We start from the raw sequence: 17,151 nt of genomic DNA, 5'->3' as shown, positions 1-17,151 counted from the left end.
CGAGGATCCCGCCAATTCTAGGTCAAGACAACGCGTTCTTCAGAATAGAACAAACAATGAGAACCGCCGCTGAACAAGCGTCAAGTTTTCCACCTACTCAGACTTTCGTGAGTTTGTTCGGTTTCAATAATGAGTCCGTGTTTATCAACTGCAATCAGTTGTATCACTTTCAGAGGCTCTCTACGGGTTACCGTAACCCTTCTCATAATGCCGTCCAACAGAACGACGGAAAAGGACATACCTGTGCTCACCTCGCCTGACTGCGCTCCTGTTTCAAAGAAATCGAACAGCGCTTCAGACGATCCAAATTGAGACAACACCAGCTTTTCGGCATCTTTTCGCAAACCGTCAGGAGCAAGGGTAAGAGATTTGATCATCATCTGGAGTCTATTGGCAACGACACGACGTTTTCGCTCCAGATCGCCATCGTCAGCATCTTGAAGTTCTTTGATCAATAATTTGATCTGCTGGTCATCAACGGGAGGGAGGGAAGCGTCTTTCTTTAGTTTGCCTTCTACCGCTTCCTTCTGATTTTCAAGCTCAAAAATTTCAGATGAAATTTCCTCGATTTTCGATTGGACGAAAGCCTTGGCAGTATTGCTTGTTTGAAGCATTTCAAAAGTCGTATTCAGTAATTCGTTCTTCCCTCGTATGTTTTCATTAATGGAGATCAGTTTTTGCTCCAGTGTGTATCGCTCTGATTGTTCGTCAGCACGTTTTAGAGTTTCAACGAGGTCAAGCTCATGAACAAAAAAGAGAAATACGTTTTCAAAGTGGTCGTAGCGCCAACTAGATGCGGAACATTCGAAATGACGCTCAGCGTTGGTGCACCTTAGGAACTGTCCCCCTTTGGGTGGAGGTCCTTTGTCTACGAAGCGCATGGCTGTGCCACAGTAAGCACATTTGGCAATTCTAGAAAATAAATTCCTATACAGAGGACCTTTTCGACCTGCTCCTTCAACCTGTCGCTTCCGGCGCGCGTGTTTAATGCGCAAAAACAGCTCTTCATTAATTAACCGAGGAAAGTAATCGTGGACGATATCACCGTCGGGCTCGGCAGTTCCATTTACAAACTTATGAGGTTGGAACTCTCCCAAGACCGATCTGTTGTTAATTATTCTAGTAATATATGACGCATGCCACCCCTTTGAATTTTCGCTAAAGGGTGGAATAGATTCGTCGTTAAGAATACGACCAATAGAATAAGAACCATATCCTGAATCGGCCAGATCAAATATACGTTTAACTACATCATCTCTGCCCGGAATAACCTCAAACAGGTTTGTATCTGCATTTAATTTTAACCAAGCGGGGCATATTTTTGTAAGCTTACGTTCGTTGATATTTTTTCTTTTGTTTGCCCAAGCTTTGCCAACTCTAAAACTTTTAGCAACTGATTCCTCGTGGGCGCGACTGAGTACCACCATGGGGTACAGAAGATCTTTGAATTCAGCGTTATCGGAGCCGTAAACGTTCTCATCAATGAGTGTAACAATTTTTATTCCGGACTTAAGTATTTTTATGAATAGCGGAATAGATTCGAATATATTCTCTCTACTGAGACGGTCTAATGATTCAATTAATAGGTACGATCCAACGGGAACAGCTTTGTTCTCGATAAGCGCAATAAACTTTCCAAGCATTCCATCTTTAACATTCTTTCCCTTGAATGCCGAAACGCCTATGTCCTCAAATTTTTCAACTAAATGAAGATTGTTTCGAATAGCATATTCTTTAGATTTTTCTTTCTGTCGTTCTAAACTATGTCCCTTGAGCTGCATATCCGTCGACATGCGCACATAGGAATAAGCGAGCGGTTGAGTGTTTTTTGTGTCCATCAGATAGGAATAATCTATAAATTAATTGACCACAACATCTCGATTGTCGGCCTGCCCGACAAGGCGGTGGCGGAAAGCCGCGAGCGCGTGCAGGCGGCCTTGCATGCTTCCGGGCTATCCATGCCCACCAAGCGGGTCACGGTCAATCTGGCGCCCGCCGATCTGCCGAAGGAAGGTTCGCATTACGATCTGCCGATAGCGGTCGGGCTGATGGCGGCCATCGGCGCCATTCCGGCAGACGCCATCCAATCCTATCTGGTGCTGGGCGAACTTTCGCTCGACGGGTCGATTACGCCTGTCGCGGGTGTTTTGCCCGCTGCGATCGGTGCCAATCGGGAAGACAAGGGGCTGATCTGCCCCTATGCCTGCGGTCCGGAAGCTGCTTGGGCCGGTGCCGATATCGACATTCTCGCGCCGCGCAGCCTGATTGCGCTGGCCAATCATTTTCGTGGAACACAGGTGCTGACGCCGCCCGATCCGTCCATGCGGGTTTCCAGCGAAAACCTGCCCGACCTTGCTGATATCAAGGGACAGGAAACGGCCAAACGCGCGCTGGAAATCGCCGCAGCAGGCAATCATAACCTGCTTCTGGTCGGCCCGCCCGGTTCCGGAAAGTCGATGCTGGCGCAACGCCTGCCGTCGATCCTTCCGCGCCTTGCGCCGCGCGAATTGCTGGATGTGTCCATGATCGCGTCCATTGCGGGCGAGCTTGCGGGCGGAAAACTGTCCGACCGCAGACCATTCCGGTCGCCGCATCATTCCGCTTCGATGGCGGCGATGGTCGGCGGCGGCTTGCGCGCCCGCCCGGGTGAGGTGTCGCTGGCGCATAATGGCGTGTTGTTTCTGGATGAGTTTCCGGAGTTCTCACCGCAGGTGCTGGATTCGCTGCGCCAGCCGCTCGAAACGGGCGAATGTCTGATCGCCCGGGTCAATCATCGCACAAGCTATCCGGCGCGCTTTCAACTGATTGCCGCCATGAACCCATGCCGATGCGGGATGGCGGGCGAGCCCGGCCACAGTTGCGCGCGCGGGCCGCGCTGCCAGACGGATTATCAGGCGCGGATTTCCGGCCCGCTTCTGGATCGCATCGACCTGCGTGTCGACATGCCCGCTGTCTCGGCGCTCGACCTGATCCAGCCCGCGCAGTCGGAGCGCAGCGAGACCGTGGCGCAGCGTGTCGCCCGCGCCCGCGCCGTGCAGGCCACGCGCTATGCGGCGCTGGGGCTCGATCCGTCGATGGCGAACGCCTATTGCTCGGCGAATCTGATCGAGGAGGTGGCGCGACCGGATGCAGCGGGAATGAAGCTGTTGCGCGACGCCAGCGAGCAGATGCGCTTTTCCGCCCGTGCCTATCACCGCATCCTGAAAGTTGCGCGCACTCTGGCCGATCTCGATGGGGTGGATCAAATCAGCCGCATTCATCTGGCTGGCGCAATTTCCTACCGCATCGGTGCGGAACGGTTGATTTCTGCGGCGTGATTGCTCACGCCGCAGATGGTCGCGTTCCGGGGCTTAGATCCCGAAGGTCACCAGCCCGTTTTCATCGATGCGCCAGGCCGGGTTCCACGCAATTTCCCAGGCGTGGTCGTCGGGATCGGCGACATAGCCGCGAAAGCCGCCATGCGGGGGCGCGTCGGCAGCGCGCAGCAGCGTCCCGCCTGCCTCTGTCAGCCGCTGCATCAGCGGCGCGACATCTGCTTGTTGCTCCACATTATGGGCGAGCGAAAATGCCCCCGGTTGCACAAGGCCGCGACGGTTCATGTCGGCTTCGAGCGATGATTTAAGGAAGGTGCCGAGAACGAACCCGTTCATCTGGTAGAAGATGATCTCGTCATTTTCAAATATCGGCGTCCAGCCGAAGCCTTCGACATAGAAGCGACGCGAATTGGCGAGGTCGGCAATACCGAGTGTAATAACGGAAATTTGCTGTTTCATTGTCCAAACCCTTGATCCTCCGGCGCACCATTGCTCCGGAGTTGAAGGTCAGGGGACACATTGCGATCGCAGAACCGCGAAGGTCAGGACCCGTCTCTGGCATTATACTATGCCGTTGCACGGGAGCCGGGCTAACCGCACCGACCTCTCCTTTTTAGACCCGGACTGTCTATCACGTTCCGGGCCTGAATTCAATTTCGGTAAGCTTTCGATTTAGAGCATTTCCAGCAAAAGTGCGTAGCGGTTTTGCGTGGGATAATGCGCAAAAACAAATAGACAGAGCGGTTCCACGATTCCGTGCTAACCGGAACCGCTCTAATGACGAACCGAGCCGACCAACAGATTGTCCGGTGCTTCGATGGTGACCCAGCGACCGGTATTGTTCGCGGCCTGACGCTTCAGATAGGTGTAGTCGGTTTCGTTCCAGCGCAGAACTTCGTCGGTCAGATTGTCGAGAACGAAGTCGCCGCGGTCGGTGCGAACGGTCAGCACGGCATGGCCTTCGCCGTCCGGCTTGCGCACGACGGTGATCAGAAGATCGCTGATCGGAATGCCGGCCTTTTGCAACTCGCGCTGCTTGAGCAGCACATAGTCTTCGCAATCGCCAACGGTGGTCGGATAAGCCCAATATTCCTCGACGCCGTAGATTTCCACGTCGGTCATCGGCTTGATGCGTTCATTGACCGAAAGATTGACTTCGACAATGCGCTGCCAGTTGGCATGACCGAGCGGCAACGGGCTGGTGTCGCGGCTGGCAATATTGCATTCCTGCGCTTCGCGCTTGCAGAATTCGTAATGGCCGATTGGCTGCGAGGTGACCTTGCCAGTCTGCATGAAGTCGCCAGAGGCTGCTTCAGCACCAAAGCCTGTCATCAGCACCGAAGCCGCGAAAGCAGCAGCTGCCATCATTTTCTTGGTCGAGCGAACAACGCAAAACATACTCAACGCCCTTGCCGGAAACTCTTTTATTAACGAAACGTTAAAATCTGAAACACTTGCGAGTCAATTCGATTTGCCGCTTCACCGCCCAACATCTTAATTAATGGTTAACGCGGGTGGTCTGAAATAATACAATCTATGATTGAATTTGTTGGGTTTTTCAGGCGTTTTGTACGCTTGGTGACCACTCATAATTTTGCCATGCTGAGGGAGCTTGTTTTTGCCAGCGAATATGCCAATGGTTGGCACATTCCACCGGACCTTTGAGGTCCATTTGCAAAGGCCACGGGATGACAAGCGCAACCACGCGCAAGGCCACGGCAGACGACATCGATGCGTTATTGCGCATCGAAGAGCGCTGTTTCGAAACAGACCGCATTTCCCGACGCTCCTTTCGCGCCCTGATCGCGCGCCCCACTGCGGAAACCATCATTGCGGAAGCTGACGGCCAGATCATCGGCTATGCGATGATCCTTTTCCGGCACGGTACGGCACTGGCGCGGCTCTATTCGATTGCCGTTGATCCGGATGCAGGCGCCAAGGGGATCGGCGCGCTTTTGCTCCAGGCGGCAGAGACGGCGGCCTTTGAGCATGACCGTCCGCTGCTACGGCTTGAAGTGCGCGAGGACAATGCGCGGGCGATCGCTCTTTACAAGCGCCACGGCTATCGCCCGATTGGGCGCTATCTCGATTATTATGCCGACCATTCCAACGCCTTGCGTTTCGAAAAGACGGTGCGCGGCGGCGTGCCTCTGGCAACACCATTTGCCTATTACCGGCAGACGACCGATTTCACCTGTGGTGCGGCCTGCCTGATGATGGCGCTTGCCCGGTACAAGCCCGGAACCGCGCTCGATCCGGTGCTGGAAATCCGCCTGTGGCGCGATGCAACCACGATCTACATGATGTCCGGGCCGGGCGGCTGCGAACCTTTCGGCCTTGCCGTCGCCGGGCACGAGCATGGATTGAAGGCATCCATCATCGTCTCCATTGAGGATATGCTGTTTCTGCAATCGGTGCGTTCGGAAAAGAAGCGCCGGGTGATGCGGCTTGCACAGACCGATTTCCGCCAGCGCACGGAAGCCTATGGCATTCCGGTGGAATATCGCGGTTTCACTTTGTTCGACATCATCACGGCGCTGCGGCGGGGCGCGTCGGTGATCGTTCTGATCAGCGGCTATCTCATGTTCGGCAACAAGGTGCCGCATTGGGTGCTCGTCCATGGCGAAGATGGCCGTCACATTTTTATTCATGATCCGTGGGTGGAAGAGAAACAGGGCGAAAGCATCGCCGATGCGGCCAATGTGCCGGTTCCCTTCCACATCTTCGACCGCATCGCCCGCTTCGGCAGCGATGGGCTGAGAGCAGCGGTGATTCTCGAAAAAGGGACAGACTGATGACGATCTGCGTCATTCTCGTTGGGCGCCTCTCGGATATCGACAATGGCGCGACACCGCACAAGGTCATGACCAATCGCGATTATCTCGCGCATCCGGCCCTGTTCAACGGCCAGCAGCGCCCGCGCATTATCAACCTGTCGCGGAGCTATACCTATCAAAGCCGCGGCTATTATGCCTCGCTTCTGGCGGAGGCGCGCGGTCACCGGATCATTCCGTCCGTCGAGACGATGATTGATCTGTCCGAACGGCGGCTCTATGAGAATGCCATTCCCGAGCTGGAAGACATGCTCAACAAGGCGTTGGGCAAGCATCCCGAAAAAGCGCCAGAAACCATCCACGTCCATTTCGGGCTGGCCGAGAACCCGGAATTCGAGCGTTTCGGCAGGCTATTGTTCGACTGGTTCCGTGCGCCGTCGCTGGAAGTAACGGTCAAGCCCGGCGAGTGGGCGCGTATCCAGAAAATCGGCTTTGCCAATATTGCGAAATTCTCAAAACATCAAAAGGAGCGTTTCGAGGATGCGCTCGACCGCTACACGCAGCGCGAATGGCGGGCGGCCAAGCCAAAGGTTCCGGCCCGTTATACGGTCGCCACGCTTTGCGATCCGAAAGAGGCGATGCCGCCTTCATCCATGGCGTCACTGAAGCACTGGGCGAAGATCGCAGCGCGCCTCGGCGTTGAAGTGGACCCCATCGGCAGGAAGGACCTGTCGCGACTTGCCAATTACGACGCGTTGTTCATCCGCGAAACCACGTCGATTTCCAACCATACCTATCGCTTTGCGCGACGGGCGCAGCAGGAAAACATGCCGGTCATCGACGATCCGATTTCGATGATCCGCTGCACCAACAAGGTTTATCTGCACGAACTGATGCAGGCCAATGATGTGGCCGTGCCGCAGACCGTGATGATTGCGGGCGAGGAGGATCTGGAGCGGGCAGCCGATATTCTGGGCTTTCCGCTGGTGATCAAGATACCGGATTCGTCCTTCTCGCGCGGGGTGAAGAAGGTGAAGGATATTGCGGAGCTGAAGGCGCTGGCGATGCTGTGGCTTCAGGACAGCGATCTTCTGCTGGCGCAGAAATATATGCCGACCCGGTTCGACTGGCGTGTGGGCGTCCTCGACGGCAAGCCGCTCTTCATCTGTCAGTATATGATGGCGAAAAACCACTGGCAGATCGTCAAGCACGATACGGGCGGCAAACCGCTTGAGGGCGGCTTTCGCACCTATACGCTGGCGGATGCGCCCAAAGCGGTTCTGGAAACCGGCCTGCGCGCTGCGCGGTGTATTGGCGATGGATTATACGGTGTCGATCTGAAGGAGACGGATGACGGTGTCGTGGTGATCGAAGTCAACGACAATCCCAATCTCGAACACGGCATCGAGGATGCGGCGGAAAAAGACGACGTCTGGATCAATCTGACCCGCTGGTTCATCGATCGGCTGGATCGCAAACAGCGTATCCCGGAAGAGTTGAAAGCAGTACCTGCCCAGCCCAGGCTGGTACTGCTCTAATTCTTCGTTTTTACGCGCATCTTTTCCGAAAACCGGCTCCCGCTTTTCGAGATGCGCTCTAAAATCTGATCATTGCTTTACGCCGGATCACATCGGCGTGAAGCAGACCTTGGTATGTCCGGCGCCGATGAAGCCGAGACGGCTTGCAGCACCCTTGGAGAGATCCAGCACGCGTCCCTTGATGAACGGGCCGCGGTCGTTGATGCGCACGACGAGCGACTTGCCATTTCTCTGATTGGTAACTTTGACCTTGCTGCCAAGCGGCAGGGAGCGGTGCGCTGCGGTCAATCCGGCTGGGTTCATACGTTCACCCGAAGCCGTGCGGGAGGTCAGGGCGTACCAGGAGGCACCGCCGCATTGCTGTGCCGAGGCTTCGATTGCGCTGACAGCGAGAAGGCTGGTTGCTGCAAAGCCGAGCATAGCCATACGGGTCTTGAAGTTCATACCAGTTCCACTAGTTGTTAACGGGGCGCTTTGACAGTTTTGCTGAGAAAGACCTGAGCGAAGTGGAATCTAAATGTGGCGATGACGTGGTTCGAATGAGAACATTATGCGATAATTGAATCTATATCCGCAGCGGAATATCATCCTATACTATGCGTTGTTTACTTATATTTCGAAACATAACTGAGGAATATTTTGAAGGATTCGGTTCTGTTGCTGTAAAAGCGTTTACGATTCGTTAGGAATCTGACGCGTCGCTTCGTGTGGCCTTGTTTTATGCGGTGGAATCCAAGAAAAACTGCTTTTAGCCGTTCTGCGGCTGTCGCCTGACCCTACAATTTTTATTTGTAACGCAAGTTTTAAAGCCTCTTCTAAAAGTTGTCGAAATGCGGCGTTTTCCGGGCAAAAATGCAATTTGGCCGTGTGTGTGGCAATTTTTACAGGTCGGTTTTTTCTTATCCACAGGCCGGAAAACGGCGCTTATGACGTTTCTTTGACCGTGCAGCCAGTGCAATTTATGGAAGAAATCCTGCTATAAGCCTGTGGCGAACAGGTGCGATTCCAACGGAAAACATGCAGGACGATCATCCCGACACGAACAAGAATGCCTCCGTTCCGGCGATATCCGCTGGCAAGCGGGCGCTCTATCTCGTACTGGGCTTTGTCATGCTTGCGCTTGGCATCATCGGCGCCGTCTTGCCGGTCATGCCGACGACCATCTTCATCATTCTGGCGGCCTGGTTCTTTGCGCGGTCTTCGCCCAAACTTGAAGCACGGCTTCTTGCCGACCCCCGTTTTGGCCCGCTGATCGTCAAGTGGCGTGACCGTGGCGCGATACCACCAAAGGCAAAGTTCTATGCCTGCCTGGGCATGCTTGTCGGCTACGGTTTTTTCTGGTGGGGCGCCCGTCCGGGTCCGCTGCTGGCGATTGCGGTGACCATCTTCATGCTGGGCTCTGCCGCCTATGTGCTTTCTCGGCCCAGCGAGTAACCGCTTTAAACCCTCATCCCTTCGCGATAAGAGTGGCGTCATCGTTATGGGAGCCACTGATGAATTTGCCTGCCGTCAATCCGCTGATCGATCAACTCTCCGCGCCGCCCATTCCGGCTGTGCAGGCCTGGGCGCGGGATTATGACGGCAGCCACGGCCCGCTGATCGATCTTTCGCAGGCGGTTCCGGGCTATCCGCCGCATCCCGACATGCTGCGCTTTCTGGGCGAGGCGGCGGGTTCGCTCGCCTGCGCAGGCTACGGGCCGATTGAAGGCGAGGCTGGGCTGCGTCAGGCGTATGCCGGACATGTCGGCTCGCTTTATGGCGCTTCGATTGAAGCGCGCAATGTGCATGTCACATCCGGCTGCAATCAGGCTTTCATCGCGGCCATCATGTGCGTGGCTGGCAGCGGCGATACGGTGCTGACGACCGACCCGTTCTATTTCAACCACCGTTCGTCACTGGAAATGCTTGGCATCAAGCCGGCTTCCTTTCCCTGCCGTGCTGAAAATGGCTTTGTGCCAACGGTTGAGGATGTGCGGGCGGCGCTGCATCCCGGTGTGAGGGCGCTGACGCTTGTTTCCCCGAACAACCCGACCGGCGCGGTCTACCCGCCGGAACTGCTCGGCCAGATCTATGCGCTTTGCCGCGCCAACGGCACGTGGCTGATCCTCGATGAAACCTATCGCGATTTTCTGCCGACTGCCGGTGAGGCGCCGCACGAGTTATTCGGCGAGGCTGACTGGCCGTCGCATCTGATCCAGCTCTACAGCTTCTCGAAATCCTTCTGCATTCCGGGACATCGTCTGGGGGCGATTGTTGCGGGTGCCGATATGGTGTCCAATATCGTCAAGGTGATGGACAATCTGCAAATCTGCGCCACACGCGCCCCGCAGGTGGCTGTTGCCCGTGCGCTTGCGCCGCTGGAAGCCTGGCGCAACGAGAACCGCAAGGAAATCGCGCGCCGGGCTGCAGCACTTCGCTCCGTCATGGCGGCGGTCGATGGCTGGCGTGTGGAAGCGGTGGGCGCCTATTTCGCCTTCGTGCGGCACCCTTTCGAGGGCCTATCATCGGTGACGGTTGCAGAGCGCCTTGCGAAGTCGCTCGGCATTGTCACATTGCCGGGTGTCTTCTTCGGTGATGGGCAGGAAGCTTTTCTGCGCTTTGCCTTTGCCAATGCCGATGTGGCGGGCATCGAAGCCACGGGAGCCCGTTTGCCAAGCTTACGGCTTTGATTCCCATAACAGTTCCAGCAGCTCTTCCATTGCATCCAAAGTCCCACACAATTGGTGGAGGGTGGATTGCTACAAACCTGTAACATTACTGTCATATGAATGTAATATAGAGCGCGTAGACGGCTACTGACGCTAATCGTCATAGGCTTTTTACAACAGGAGCTGCTGCTCATGAACAAGATGATTTCCTCGACCGCGGCGCTGGCCATTGCCGCCGTTCTGTCGGTTTCCGCTGCCCAGGCGCGCGATCAGATTCAGGTTGCCGGTTCCTCCACCGTGCTGCCTTATGCAAAGATCGTCGCTGAAACCTTCGGCGAAACCTATCCGAACTTCAAGACGCCGGTTGTTGAATCGGGCGGTTCGGGCGCCGGCATCAAGGAATTCTGCAAGGGCGTCGGTGAAAACACCATCGACATCGCCAATGCATCGCGCGCCATGAAGGATTCGGAACTGAAGTCGTGCGTTGACGCTGGCGTCAAGGACGTTCAGGAAGTGCGCTTCGGTTATGACGGCATCGTCTTCGCAACCGACGCCAAGGGTCCGGATTGGAAGCTGAAGCCGGAAGACGTCTACAAGGCTCTGGCCGCCAAGGTTGTTGTCGATGGCAAGCTGGTCGACAATCCAAACACCAAGTGGAACCAGGTTAACCCGAACCTGCCGGATTGGGACATTGCTGCCTATATCCCGGGCGAAAAGCACGGCACCCGTGAAGTTTTCGAAGAAAAGGTTCTGGCCGACGGCTGCAAGCACTCCGGCGCTCTGGACGAAATCAAGAAGACCGGTCTCGACGACAAGGCTGCCGCTTCGGCCTGTATCGCAGTGCGTAAGGACGGTAAGGCTGTCGACATCGACGGCGACTATGCTGAAACGCTGGCGCGCATCGACTCCAACAAAACCGGCGTTGGCGTTTTCGGCCTCTACTTCTTCGAAAACAATGCCGACAAGCTGAAGGTTGCGACCGTCAACGATATCACGCCATCGGCTGCCACCGTCGCCTCGGGTGAATATCCGGTTTCGCGTCCGCTGTTCTTCTACGTGAAGAAGGCTCACCTCGGCGTCGTGCCGGGCCTCAAGGAATATGTCGATTTCTTCCTGAACGACCAGATGATCGGTCCTGACGGCCCGCTCGCTGAATATGGTCTGGTTCCGGCTCCGGATGCAGAACGCGAAGCACAGCGCGCCGCCTTCACCGAAGGCAAGACGCTGGCTGCAAAGTAAGTCTAAAACTGTGGAACGCGGGGATGAAACCTCCCCGCGTTCTTCTCCTTTCGCGCCATTCTAATATGAGAGGCGCAATCGCGCGGAACTGACAGTCTGGTCATTGGGGACACGTCTATGTCGTTTCGCATTTTTCAGGGCAACCGGGGAAATTGAATGTCCTTCTTTCTGGTTCTCGTCAGCGTCATTGCAATCGGGTTGGTCGGCTTCTTTATTGGCCGTCAGCGCGCCGTTGCACTGGACAAAGCGCAGCCTGTCGCGCCCCAAGGTTCAGGGCAAGGATCGACGGCCGAGAAAATGCATTCCCGCCCGCATTATCATGGCTGGTGGGTTTTCCTCGTTTCTGCATTGCCTGCAGTGCTGTTTCTTGCCGTCTGGGCTGTCGGATCGTCCGTCTATCTCGATCACAGCGCCACCGCACGACTACCCGATGCCGTCGAGGAGGGTTCTTACACCAATCGCAGCCTTCAGCTCGGTATGGTGCGCGGCCTCGCCAACGGGCTTGAGCGCCTGACACCGGCTGAGCTGGAAAGCTTCCCGACCAACTATCAGGATGCGCGCTCGGTTCTCGGCAACAAGGGCGTGGCTCTCGCAACCGAGGGTCAGGACTATATGGTGCCCATCGCCCTCTATCTGAAGAAGGCGACGGACCTCACGCACACGATCGGCGCTGCCGTGGCGCTGGTCATTGCGGTTGCCGGTCTGATTTTCGGTCTTTCCACGATCAACCGCCGCATGCGCGCCCGCAACAATGTCGAGCGCATCGTGCTGTGGGGGCTGATCGCGGCGTCGGGCATCGCCATTCTGACCACTGTCGGCATCATCTGCTCGATGCTGTTTCAGACGATCAGCTTCTTTCAGTCGGTTTCGCCGTGGAATTTCTTCTTCGGCACGGTCTGGGATCCCCGCTTTGCTGCTGCCGGTTCCGGCGGTGAGACGGGCCAGTTCGGCCTGATCCCGCTTCTGGCCGGTACGCTCTATATCGCGCTGGTCGCTATGCTGTTCGCGGTTCCGGTCGGTCTGTTCGCCGCCATCTACATGGCCGAATATGCCTCGCCGCGCGTGCGCACGGTGGTCAAGCCGGTGCTTGAACTGCTCGCCGGTATTCCCAGTATCGTCTACGGCTTCTTCGCCCTTGTGACGGTCGGCCCGTTCCTGCGTGATCTTTCCGCCGCGATTGCGGGCGGTCAGGGCTTCATCATGGCGCAGAGCGTTTTGACCGCCGGTCTCGTCATGGGTGTGATGCTTATTCCTTTCGTGTCGTCGCTTTCCGACGACATCATCACCGCCGTGCCGCGCACGCTGCGCGACGGCTCGCTCGGTCTTGGCGCCACCCGCTCCGAAACTGTCAAGCGCGTTGTCCTGCCTGCGGCACTCCCGGGCATCGTCGGCGCACTTTTGATGACCGCTTCACGCGCCATCGGTGAAACCATGATCGTGGTTCTGGCGGCAGGCGTTGCGGCGCGTATCAACATCAACCCATTCGACGCGATGACCACCATCACGGTGAAAATCGTCAATCAGCTGACCGGCGACCTTGAGTTCAACTCGCCGCAGACGCTGGTTGCCTTTGCACTTGGCATCACGCTTTTCGTCCTGACGCTGATCATGAACATCTTTGCGCTGCATATCGTGCGCAAGTACCGGGAGCAGTACGAATAATGACCGATACGACCTTCAACGCAAGCGGTACGGCGACTGCACAGCCCGCCCGCCGCGATATCGGACTGAAACGCCGCTACGCTGCCGAACGCCGCTTCCGCCTCTATGGCATCGCAGCAATCGCCATTGGCGTGTTCTTCCTCTGCGCGCTGCTGTTCTCGGTTTTCTCCAAGGGCTACACCGCCTTCTGGCAGACGACGCTCTACCTTCCGGTCCAGATCGACGCGCAGGTGATCGATCCGGGCAACAAGCGGGCGACCGATCCGAACGTGCTGATCGCCGCGAACTATCCGCTTCTGGTGCGCAATGCGCTGGCTGAAAAGCTCGGCGTCGCAACCACCGACCGCCCGGCCATGCGCGATCTTGGCCGCTTCTATTCCGACGGCGTGCGCGTTCAGCTGCGCCAGATGGTGATGGACAATCCGGCCATCATCGGCACGACACAAACTGTTCCGGTTCTGGCCGGTGCGGATATCGATTCCGCCTTCAAGGGGCAGATCGATCTGACCGTCCCTGAAACGAGCCGCAAGGTATCGGACCGTCAGGTCGGCTGGATGAAGACGCTTTCGGAAGAAGGCGTCATGAAGGAGGCATTCAACACCGGCCTCTTCACCTATGGCGCATCGAGCCGCCCGGAAACGTCGGGGCTCGGCGTGGCGCTGGTCGGTTCGCTCTATATGATGCTGATCGTGCTGGGTCTGGCTCTGCCTATCGGAGTCGCCGCTTCGATCTATCTGGAAGAGTTCGCCAAGAAGAACCGCTGGACGGATATGATCGAGGTGAACATTAACAACCTCGCAGCTGTACCGTCTATCGTGTTCGGTCTGCTGGGGCTTGCGGTCTTCGTCAACTTCTTCAACCTGCCGCGCTCAGCCTCGCTGGTCGGCGGTCTGGTGCTGACGCTGATGACGCTGCCGACGATCATTATCGCAACGCGTGCCGCCCTGCGCGCCGTGCCGCCGTCGATCCGCGCAGCAGCGCTCGGTCTCGGCGCGTCCAAGACGCAGATGGTGTTTCATCACGTGCTGCCGCTTGCCGCACCCGGCATTCTGACGGGCACGATCATCGGGCTTGCCCATGCGCTGGGCGAAACCGCGCCGCTTCTGCTGATCGGCATGGTGGCTTTCGTGGCGGATGTTCCGTCCACGCCGATGGACCCGGCGACCGCCTTGCCTGTCCAGATCTATATGTGGGCCAATGAAGCAGAACGCGCCTTTGTGGAACGCACGTCCGGCGCTATCATCGTCTTGCTTCTGTTCCTGGCCGTGATGAACATTGCAGCAATCATTCTGCGCCGCCGGTTCGAGCGCCGCTGGTAAACGGGAGTCGAAGCTATGAATTTGATGACTGAACGAACTCTCGAGAAAGCCGTAGGAGAAAAGATGAACGCCAACGCCAGTTCCGTAAAGATGCGCGGCGACAAGGTTTGCGTATTCTATGGTGAGAAGCAGGCCCTTTTCGACGTCAATCTGGATGTTCCGGAAAAGATGGTGACGGCGCTGATCGGTCCTTCCGGCTGCGGCAAGTCCACCTTCCTTCGTTCGCTCAACCGCATGAACGACACGATTGAAGGTTGCCGCATCGCTGGCAAGATCACGCTCGACAATGAGGATATCTACGATCCGAAGATCGACGTGGTGGAACTGCGCGCCCGTGTCGGCATGGTGTTCCAGAAGCCGAACCCGTTCCCGAAGTCGATCTACGAGAACGTCGCCTACGGCCCGCGCATTCACGGTCTGGCCCGCACGAAGGCCGATCTGGAGGAAATCGTCGTGACCAGCCTGCAGAAGGCCAGTCTGTTCGAGGAAGTGAAGGATCGCCTGCACGATGCGGGCACGGGCCTTTCCGGCGGCCAGCAGCAGCGCCTGTGCATTGCACGTGCGATCGCGGTTAGCCCGGAAGTCATCCTGATGGACGAACCCTGCTCGGCGCTTGATCCGATTGCCACCGCCAAGGTGGAAGAGCTGATCGACGAACTGCGCCAGAACTACACCATCGTCATCGTTACGCACTCAATGCAGCAGGCGGCCCGCGTTTCGCAGCGCACCGCCATGTTCCATCTCGGCAATCTGGTCGAAGTGGGCGACACGGAAACGATGTTCACTGCGCCGACGGAAAAGCGCACGCAGGATTACATCACCGGACGCTTCGGCTAACAAACCGGGGGCAGGGGAAAGCAACCCTTGCGCGCGGATTGCGTCAGAACAAACAGAAGTGCGGCTTCCCCGCAATTTATATTACGAGGTCTACCATGCCGTCTCAGCATACCGTTCGTTCCTACGATGAGGAACTGAAGTTTCTCACCCACAAGATCGCCGAAATGGGCGGACATGCGGAACGTATGGTCGAACAGTCGGTCGCAGCGATCGTCAATGCCGACAACGCCCTTGCGCAGCGCGTCATTTCCGACGACCTGATCCTGGATGCCAGCGAGCGCGAAATCGACGACAAGGCCGTGATGATCATCGCCAAGCGCCAGCCGATGGCGGTGGACCTGCGCGAAATCATCGGTTCGATCCGCATTTCCGCCGATCTGGAGCGCGTTGGCGATCTGGGCAAGAACATTGCCAAGCGCGTTGCCGCCGTTTCGGAATCCCGCCAGCCGGTCAAGCTCTATCGCGGTCTGGAAACGCTCGCCGAACTGGCGCTGACCCAGCTGAAAGACGTGCTCGACGCCTATTCGTCGCGCTCGGTGCAGCAGATCAATGTCGTGCGTGATCGCGACGACGAGATCGACGCCATGTACACCTCGCTGTTCCGCGAGCTGCTCACCTATATGATGGAAGATCCGCGCAATATTTCCGCCTGTACGCATCTTCTGTTCTGCGCCAAGAATATCGAGCGCATCGGCGACCATGCGACCAACATCGCGGAAACCGTTTATTACATCGTGACCGGCCTGCAGATGCCTGCCGAACGACCGAAGGAAGACCTGAGCCACGGCATCGTCGTGGATGAGGCACGCAAGCCCTGAGTAAGCGCTGCATTTGAAGCGATCAGGGCAGATTGCCGGATTGCTCCCAAATGCGGTGGAGAATGTGTGAATAGCGCGGCGGCACGCGGTCGATGGGGGGACGTGTATCTTCCGCTCGCCGGTTTAAGATAGGGAATAATGGATGTCACAGGTACCCAAAATCGCTGTGGTGGAAGACGAAGAAGCGCTGAGCGTTCTGCTGCGCTACAATCTTGAGGCCGAAGGCTATCAGGTGGACACGATGCTGCGCGGCGACGAGGCCGAAATCGCGCTGCGCGAGAACGTCCCTGATCTCCTCATCCTCGATTGGATGCTTCCCGGCGTATCGGGCATCGAACTGTGCCGCCGTCTGCGCCAATGGCCGGAGACGGAACGCCTGCCGGTCATCATGCTGACCGCGCGCGGCGAGGAAAGCGAACGCGTTCGGGGTTTAAGCGTCGGGGCCGACGACTATGTCGTGAAGCCCTTCTCGACACCGGAACTCCTGGCCCGCGTCAAGGCGATGCTGCGCCGTGCCAATCCAAGCCTGCTGTCGCATGTTCTGAAAGTAGGCGATCTGGTGCTCGACCGTCAGCAGCACCGCGTTTACCGCAAGGAAAAGGAAGTCCGTCTTGGACCGACGGAGTTCCGTTTGCTCGAATATTTCATGATGTCGCCGGGCCGCGTTTTCTCGCGCAGTCAGCTTCTCGACGGTGTCTGGGGACCGGATATCTATGTCGATGATCGCACCGTGGATGTCCATGTCGGACGCTTGCGCAAGGCCATCAACTTGGGTCGTGCGCTCGATCCGATCCGCACGGTACGCGGCGCGGGATATTCTTTCGGCTGATCGTGCGTCGATAAAAAACTTCTTTTCGAGCCCGTCTTTCCTCATCGAAAGGCGGGCTCGATCACTTTCTGAAGCGCTCTTGCGGCCTGTTATCCTTGCCAGCCGATTCGGTCCGGGAGACGCTGAAACGGCTGTAAATCGCTAATCTCACGGAATGTTACGCTTCTTGTATC

At 56.9% G+C, this 17,151-nt stretch carries 15 protein-coding genes; 11 read left to right on the top strand and 4 right to left on the bottom strand.

Annotation, left to right across the window (positions count from 1 at the left end):
• Nucleotides 1-80: 80 nt before the first annotated feature.
• Nucleotides 81-1,838: a recombinase family protein gene (locus WIX40_RS13965; RefSeq protein ID WP_339440280.1), complete on the bottom strand. Its 1,758-nt coding sequence runs from the start codon at nucleotides 1,836-1,838 to the stop codon at nucleotides 81-83.
• A gap of 3 nt (nucleotides 1,839-1,841) precedes the next feature.
• Between WIX40_RS13965 and WIX40_RS13960 the strand changes: the two genes are divergently transcribed.
• Complete coding sequence (locus tag WIX40_RS13960; RefSeq protein WP_339441041.1) at nucleotides 1,842-3,317, top strand: YifB family Mg chelatase-like AAA ATPase; 1,476 nt, start codon at nucleotides 1,842-1,844, stop codon at nucleotides 3,315-3,317.
• 33 nt (nucleotides 3,318-3,350) lie between these two features.
• Here WIX40_RS13960 and WIX40_RS13955 read toward each other — a convergent pair whose 3' ends face one another.
• Nucleotides 3,351-3,773, bottom strand: coding sequence for a VOC family protein (locus tag WIX40_RS13955; protein ID WP_109370081.1), 423 nt, complete (start codon nucleotides 3,771-3,773; stop codon nucleotides 3,351-3,353).
• 315 nt (nucleotides 3,774-4,088) lie between these two features.
• Nucleotides 4,089-4,712 (bottom strand): transglutaminase-like cysteine peptidase, encoded by a 624-nt coding sequence (locus WIX40_RS13950; protein ID WP_109370082.1) that lies wholly within the window; start codon nucleotides 4,710-4,712, stop codon nucleotides 4,089-4,091.
• Between the two features lie 290 nt (nucleotides 4,713-5,002).
• Between WIX40_RS13950 and WIX40_RS13945 the strand changes: the two genes are divergently transcribed.
• On the top strand, nucleotides 5,003-6,109 hold the full coding sequence (locus WIX40_RS13945; RefSeq protein ID WP_339440278.1) for a peptidase C39 family protein: 1,107 nt from the start codon (nucleotides 5,003-5,005) through the stop codon (nucleotides 6,107-6,109).
• The gene (locus tag WIX40_RS13940; RefSeq protein WP_171316972.1) at nucleotides 6,109-7,626 is read left to right on the top strand and encodes a RimK family ATP-grasp domain-containing protein; all 1,518 of its coding nucleotides are present in this window, start codon (nucleotides 6,109-6,111) and stop codon (nucleotides 7,624-7,626) included. Before WIX40_RS13945 ends, WIX40_RS13940 begins: the two co-directional genes overlap by 1 nt.
• An 87-nt stretch (nucleotides 7,627-7,713) precedes the next feature.
• On the opposite strand, the gene WIX40_RS13935 is transcribed toward WIX40_RS13940, so the two are convergent.
• Complete coding sequence (locus WIX40_RS13935; RefSeq protein WP_078337695.1) at nucleotides 7,714-8,070, bottom strand: septal ring lytic transglycosylase RlpA family protein; 357 nt, start codon at nucleotides 8,068-8,070, stop codon at nucleotides 7,714-7,716.
• 573 nt (nucleotides 8,071-8,643) lie between these two features.
• Between WIX40_RS13935 and WIX40_RS13930 the strand changes: the two genes are divergently transcribed.
• The 8 genes from WIX40_RS13930 to phoB all read left to right on the top strand — a co-directional run bounded on the left by WIX40_RS13930 (nucleotide 8,644) and on the right by phoB (nucleotide 16,978).
• On the top strand, nucleotides 8,644-9,060 hold the full coding sequence (locus WIX40_RS13930) for a YbaN family protein (protein ID WP_339440276.1): 417 nt from the start codon (nucleotides 8,644-8,646) through the stop codon (nucleotides 9,058-9,060).
• A 65-nt stretch (nucleotides 9,061-9,125) separates the two neighbouring features.
• Complete coding sequence (locus tag WIX40_RS13925) at nucleotides 9,126-10,295, top strand: aminotransferase (RefSeq protein ID WP_339441039.1); 1,170 nt, start codon at nucleotides 9,126-9,128, stop codon at nucleotides 10,293-10,295.
• 171 nt (nucleotides 10,296-10,466) lie between these two features.
• On the top strand, nucleotides 10,467-11,513 hold the full coding sequence (locus WIX40_RS13920; protein WP_109370086.1) for a PstS family phosphate ABC transporter substrate-binding protein: 1,047 nt from the start codon (nucleotides 10,467-10,469) through the stop codon (nucleotides 11,511-11,513).
• Nucleotides 11,514-11,669: 156 nt separating this feature from the next.
• Nucleotides 11,670-13,175, top strand: coding sequence for a phosphate ABC transporter permease subunit PstC (pstC, locus tag WIX40_RS13915; protein WP_339440275.1), 1,506 nt, complete (start codon nucleotides 11,670-11,672; stop codon nucleotides 13,173-13,175).
• Nucleotides 13,175-14,494 (top strand): phosphate ABC transporter permease PstA, encoded by a 1,320-nt coding sequence (gene pstA, locus WIX40_RS13910; protein WP_109370088.1) that lies wholly within the window; start codon nucleotides 13,175-13,177, stop codon nucleotides 14,492-14,494. The genes pstC and pstA overlap by 1 nt, the downstream gene beginning before the upstream one ends.
• Nucleotides 14,495-14,509: 15 nt before the next feature.
• Complete coding sequence (gene pstB, locus WIX40_RS13905) at nucleotides 14,510-15,331, top strand: phosphate ABC transporter ATP-binding protein PstB (protein WP_121536974.1); 822 nt, start codon at nucleotides 14,510-14,512, stop codon at nucleotides 15,329-15,331.
• Nucleotides 15,332-15,426: 95 nt separating this feature from the next.
• Nucleotides 15,427-16,149, top strand: coding sequence for a phosphate signaling complex protein PhoU (phoU, locus tag WIX40_RS13900; RefSeq protein WP_109370090.1), 723 nt, complete (start codon nucleotides 15,427-15,429; stop codon nucleotides 16,147-16,149).
• Between the two features lie 142 nt (nucleotides 16,150-16,291).
• On the top strand, nucleotides 16,292-16,978 hold the full coding sequence (gene phoB / locus WIX40_RS13895) for a phosphate regulon transcriptional regulator PhoB (protein WP_078337701.1): 687 nt from the start codon (nucleotides 16,292-16,294) through the stop codon (nucleotides 16,976-16,978).
• Nucleotides 16,979-17,151 lie beyond the last annotated feature (173 nt).

It is taken from the genome of Ochrobactrum teleogrylli, from assembly GCF_037482325.1.
GTDB classification, from domain to species: Bacteria; Pseudomonadota; Alphaproteobacteria; order Rhizobiales; family Rhizobiaceae; genus Brucella; species Brucella teleogrylli.
Note: the sequence above shows the minus strand (reverse complement) of the source record. Positions and strands in the feature narration are given on the sequence as shown.